Below are 5,463 nucleotides of genomic sequence, written 5' to 3'. Positions count from 1 at the left end.
TAAATATTACTATAAAAAAAGCAGTACTTCATAACGAAGTACCGCTCACTTAGCTTATTTAAATGTGACTAATTCTTCCACTGGGATGCGTGATGAACCGTATGCCTCGCCCGCTGCTTTACCAATGGAAAGTAACACGGCTGGGAACTCATAGTCAGCTAGTTCGTAACGCTCATGGAATTTTGCTTTATCAAAGCCGCCCATTGCGACGGTGTCTAAGCCTTGGTCTTTTGCGAGTAACATAATTTGCATCGCAATTAAGCCTGTATCAAATGTCGCAATTTGTGTACGCGCTGCGTCAGATGCTGCTGTGTAAGCTTTTGTTGTATTTTCGATCATCATATCGCGCTGTGCTTCGCTTAAATGACCCTCTGTCACGTTTTGGTTGTAAATGCGCTCCACACGTTTATGCATATCGCGGTTACCAATAATCGCGATGACAGCTGATGCTGTTTCGACTTGCTCCTGATTGTAGGCAATGGTACGTAGCTCTTGTTGTGACGCTTTGTTATTGAAGACGATAAAGCGCCAAGGCTGTAAGTTACTGCTTGATGGTGCAGTTGTTGCGTCGCTTAATAATTTTGTTAATACCTCGTTTGAAATGGTATGGCTATCATCATAAATGCGCACCGATTTTCGGTCTTGCATGACTTGTAGTACCGTCGATTGTGTTGAAGTTGTCATTTGTATTGCCTCCTCGTAGTTACTTACTTTTTGTAAGTTTGCAAAATTAGCTTACCAAAAGTAAGTTCATTCGTCAACAATTATGTTAAACTACAAAAGAGGGGGAATTTTTATGAACGAGCAACTGTGCACCGTCTACCACGACACCATCGAATTTATCGGCAAGCGTTGGATGGGCGCAATCTTATACGTGCTGTGCAAGGGACCACAGCGCTACCATGAACTGCACGAACAAATCCCAGGCATCTCTGACCGCCTGTTAACCGAGCGCCTTAACGAACTCATCGACGCTAACCTCGTCGAAAAAACCTACCTGTGCGACTCTAAAAAGAAAGTCGAATACCACCTAACCGACAACGGTCAAGCCTTCCAAGAAGTCATCATCGCCATCAAAAACTGGGCCCAAACAAAAAGTTGAGAGGGCTTGGTCAGCTTCACAGGATGTTGGAGGGCAAGCAACGAAAGCGTTTTTTTGCTTTCAGTTGATTGATCGAAACAGCCGAAGAAGCTAGCCCTCGAAACTGGATTACAACAAAAAGTTGAGCAAAGCGCTCAGTTGCGCTGGCATTGGAGGGTATTAAATGTCAAAACGACTGTTCAACTTCAACGCAGTTGGAAAGCAGACATCAAAAGCGTTTTTTTACTTTCAGTTGATTGACCGAAACAGCCTTTATACTTCCAAACAAAAAAAGCGAACGCCATGTTTTCTGTTGGCCTTCGCTTTTTAGTTGCTCCTTAACGGTAAAGTACGTACTGCCCCGCTTCCGCTCTACCTAAATAATACGGCAAACACGGCACACGGTGACGAAAATCGTAAGGGCTAATGGTTTCGCCCGTCGCAGCGAGCGTAAATGACGTATAGAGCAAGCGACTTGCATTGATTACTTTTGTAGTGTCGCGAAATGTGTCGCTATGTAAATGCTTAACACTAAGCGCATCGCGTGCCAAATAAAACGCATAGCCCACATCGCTCCTCGCCGCATATAGTTGCACAGGGCGAATGGCGAGCACATCACTTTTCATCAGCACCTCCACTTCAAGGTGCGTTATATCTAATACCGCGTCACAAAAAGGCGAACTTGCCGTCAATGTCCCAAGCTGTAACTCGCGGTAGATGGCGTACACTACGCGGTAAAAACCATCATTTTTACCGGTAATCGCTTCGACTAATAGCGCAAACGCCTCACTAACATTAACCACTACGAATCACCCCTGTCGCACGTTGGTAATGCACCGCTACTTTACCCGTTGGCCCATTGCGATGCTTGGCAATATGGAGCTCTAGCGTTTCGTCATTCGTTCGTTCATAGTAGCTATCGCGGTATAAAAACATCACAACATCAGCATCTTGTTCGAGGTTGCCTGAATCACGCAAATCACTCAGCACAGGACGTTTGTCTTGGCGTTGCTCAACGCTGCGTGACAGTTGTGACAGCACGACTACTGGGCAATCGAGCTCTTTAGCGAGTTGCTTTAACCCCCAACTAATCGCCCCCATCATTTGCGCTGCGGTCGCAAGGGACTCCGATGGTCGAATGAGCTGAATATAATCAATAAAAATAATCGGTCGCTTTGTACTACGGCGAATAATATGGCGCGCCTGCGCTTGAATTTCGGCAACGGTTAGCCCTGCACGGTCGTTAATATATAAATCATACGGCATCATTTTCCCGAGCGTCTCGCCCCAGCTCGCCTTTTGCCCTTCTGTAAAATGACGGTACGGATCACGCATTTTTAAGCGATTATAATTGCCTTCTGCCGCAATTTGGCGCTCAATAATCGTCTGCCTTGCCATCTCAAGTGAAAACACCAGTACCGTGTGCTCGCGCTGTGCCGCTGTGCGAGCGAAGTGATTCATGACATCCGTTTTTCCCATCGAAGGACGCGCCGCAATAAGCGTTAACTCTTTAGGCTGAAAACCATTTAGCGCCCGGTCGAGGTCGGCAAGCCCCGTCATAACACCCCGCGACGCGCGCGGCTCAAAAGGTAAGTTTTTCAGCGCTTCAAGGTCAGGTTGAATGGGTAAACACATCGGTTCTTGATGTAAACTAATCGCTTCAAGCGCTTGAAAAATCGCATCCACTTCCCAGTCCATCGTTTGTGCCTGATGCAAAATTTTATGCTTTTGCCCGTAACGCCAATGCGCAAGCAACGCCTTTTGGTAGTGCGTAAATTTTTCAGGGTTGGCGCAGTACGTCAGCTCCTGCAAGTAATTAGCGCCCCCAAGTGCTTGCGGCTCTGCCGTCGTCAGTAGCGTAATATAATCCACATGATGCCCACTTTTTTGTAAGTGCTGCATTTGGCTAAAAATAAAACGGTGCTGGTGCGTCGCAAAATGCGCGGGGATAAGCAATGTGTCGGCAATGTACGTGTTATCCGCAAGCATCGTACCCAACAAACTTTTTTCGGCAAGCACTACTTGTTCCATCAGCTTTCACCTTCTTCAAAGTCGAGCACAACATCAAGCGGCACAGCTTTTTTGGGCGGTTTTACTTTTTTCAAATAACTTTCAAAGCGTAAACCAAATAACGTACTTGGCCGTAAATAGCGGGCATACGGCGTATCTTGCCACACTTTCACTTTAGCTTCAATGACCGCAATAAAGTCATCATACGTGTAACCCCGCATCGCTACTTCTGTCACGAGGCGCTGGCTTTTCCTGCTCTCTGGGTTGAAGGTTTTATCCGCTTTATCGTTCAAAAAAAGAATCACATCTCGCGTTAGCGCGATATAATATTTCTTTATATCTTTTATATCTTTACGTATTGTTCCGTCCAACTTGACCAAGCCCTTGTGCTCAATGTGGTCGTAACGTAACATCCATTTCGAACCGGTCACTTTGACTAGCTCGGTGTAGCACAACGTGTACCACTTGGTGTGGTCATTGCGTGAGCGATTGAACGCTTGTGTCGCCTGGATATACCCCTTATCTTCAAGTTTCATTAACGTGCGTCGAACCGTAGTGAGTGACCAAAACGGAAACTCCTGTTGCCACACTTCATACGACCCTTTCACCCAGCGCCTGCCGCTTCGTTCCTCCACGCCGAGGCGCGAACGGTAATGAAGTTGCTGCAACACAATCGCTTCATTCAATCCCACCTTCTGTGCCAACTGCGGCAAAACGACTAACGGTGATTCTTCAGTTAATAACTTCATAGTATCTCCCCCTTTGCCCTTCAATACGGAAGTAACGTATTAAAAAGCGACAAAGGCAGTCAAAATTTTTCCACCATTCCAATCCACGCTCCTAATGAAAAGAGCGACGCGTGTGGACAACCTGGTTAACAACTGCATTAATCATTTCAATCCACGCTCCTAATGAAAGGAGCGACTGTGTTGCTCAAGCAAACGGTTTTGTTTGATGATATTTCAATCCACGCTCCTAATGAAAGGAGCGACCTCAAAAGGATAGCTTCAGCGCTTGGGGTGTCAATGATTTCAATCCACGCTCCTAATGAAAGGAGCGACCGTGTGCCTGTGTTAGGAGCTATCGCCTGTGGTATTTCAATCCACGCTCCTAATGAAAGGAGCGACTCTTCACCAATATAAAAAGCGTTTCTCTCCCACGATTTCAATCCACGCTCCTAATGAAAGGAGCGACGTTGGTTGTAAAAAACACTTTAAATTCGGGCACATTTCAATCCACGCTCCTAATGAAAGGAGCGACTCGCTTTCAGCTCGATGTCTAATCCTAGTCGCGATTTCAATCCACGCTCCTAATGAAAGGAGCGACGTACGGATTGTTAGGGCTATCACACCCACTTACAAAATTTCAATCCACGCTCCTAATGAAAGGAGCGACGCAAACACGGCATGTATTCCAAGCATATTCCTCCTATTTCAATCCACGCTCCTAATGAAAGGAGCGACGGACTGTGGGGCAAAACTGGTGAGGATATTAAAATTTCAATCCACGCTCCTAATGAAAGGAGCGACCGAAAGCTGAGCCTGATGCATTGATACCTTTAATTTCAATCCACGCTCCTAATGAAAGGAGCGACAGTGGATGACTTGCCTACCTACCCAGCACATCCATTTCAATCCACGCTCCTAATGAAAGGAGCGACTGATAAATATAAGCACCATCAGGACCAGCAGTCATTTCAATCCACGCTCCTAATGAAAGGAGCGACCTAAATATTGCGGTGTTGCTTGTTCAGGTGGTAATTTCAATCCACGCTCCTAATGAAAGGAGCGACGATGTATCGTAACGTGACATAAGGTGTTGAATGGTTATTTCAATCCACGCTCCTAATGAAAGGAGCGACGCACAGAACGCTACGATGAAATTGTATACAGCTGATTTCAATCCACGCTCCTAATGAAAGGAGCGACTATTAATTGTTGCAGGTGTAATACCGCCCATTTCATTTCAATCCACGCTCCTAATGAAAGGAGCGACCAGCTGACTGGATTAAGTACCAGGAGCGCAAAGCATTTCAATCCACGCTCCTAATGAAAGGAGCGACAAAGATTGACGCTAACACGAGCCGCCGCATGATTATTTCAATCCACGCTCCTAATGAAAGGAGCGACTGAGCCGCCTACAATCGCCTGTGCCGCTTTCTTATTTCAATCCACGCTCCTAATGAAAGGAGCGACTTTCAATGCTGATGTAAATGGCATCAAAGTAATATTTCAATCCACGCTCCTAATGAAAGGAGCGACCGGTGGTCTCCGTAGTTGCCACCTGCCGCATTGTATTTCAATCCACGCTCCTAATGAAAGGAGCGACAATACCTAACTCTTCGGCGATAACGTAGTACGATTTCAATCCAC

General features: G+C 46.1%; 5 protein-coding genes and 1 CRISPR repeat array. Of the genes, 1 reads left to right on the top strand and 4 read right to left on the bottom strand.

Annotated features, from left to right (window positions below):
* Positions 1-54: 54 nt before the first annotated feature.
* Positions 55-684 carry a nitroreductase family protein gene (locus tag CH76_RS12940; RefSeq protein WP_036147161.1) on the bottom strand — a complete coding sequence of 210 codons (630 nt, stop codon included), beginning with the start codon at positions 682-684 and terminating at the stop codon, positions 55-57.
* Between the two features lie 112 nt (positions 685-796).
* Between CH76_RS12940 and CH76_RS12935 the strand changes: the two genes are divergently transcribed.
* Positions 797-1,102 (top strand): helix-turn-helix domain-containing protein, encoded by a 306-nt coding sequence (locus CH76_RS12935; RefSeq protein WP_235190406.1) that lies wholly within the window; start codon positions 797-799, stop codon positions 1,100-1,102.
* Between the two features lie 317 nt (positions 1,103-1,419).
* On the opposite strand, the gene CH76_RS12930 is transcribed toward CH76_RS12935, so the two are convergent.
* Genes CH76_RS12930 through CH76_RS13610 form a run of 3 tightly spaced genes read right to left on the bottom strand, consistent with a single transcriptional unit; the run spans position 1,420 to position 3,840 of the window.
* On the bottom strand, positions 1,420-1,884 hold the full coding sequence (locus CH76_RS12930; protein ID WP_036147156.1) for a hypothetical protein: 465 nt from the start codon (positions 1,882-1,884) through the stop codon (positions 1,420-1,422).
* Entirely contained in the window at positions 1,877-3,112 is a 1,236-nt protein-coding gene (locus tag CH76_RS12925; RefSeq protein ID WP_036147154.1) for a replicative DNA helicase, read from the bottom strand. The genes CH76_RS12930 and CH76_RS12925 overlap by 8 nt, the downstream gene beginning before the upstream one ends.
* Positions 3,112-3,840, bottom strand: a complete 729-nt coding sequence (locus CH76_RS13610) for a conserved phage C-terminal domain-containing protein (protein WP_051910373.1) — start codon at positions 3,838-3,840, stop codon at positions 3,112-3,114. Before CH76_RS13610 ends, CH76_RS12925 begins: the two co-directional genes overlap by 1 nt.
* A 75-nt stretch (positions 3,841-3,915) precedes the next feature.
* Positions 3,916-5,419: direct repeats of the CRISPR family, unit length 33 nt; unit sequence ATTTCAATCCACGCTCCTAATGAAAGGAGCGAC.
* Positions 5,420-5,463 lie beyond the last annotated feature (44 nt).

The organism is Lysinibacillus sp. BF-4 (genome assembly GCF_000743635.1).
Taxonomy (GTDB): Bacteria; Bacillota; Bacilli; order Bacillales_A; family Planococcaceae; genus Metalysinibacillus; species Metalysinibacillus saudimassiliensis.
The sequence above is the reverse complement of the archived record's forward strand: the minus strand, read 5'-3'. Positions and strand labels throughout refer to the sequence as shown.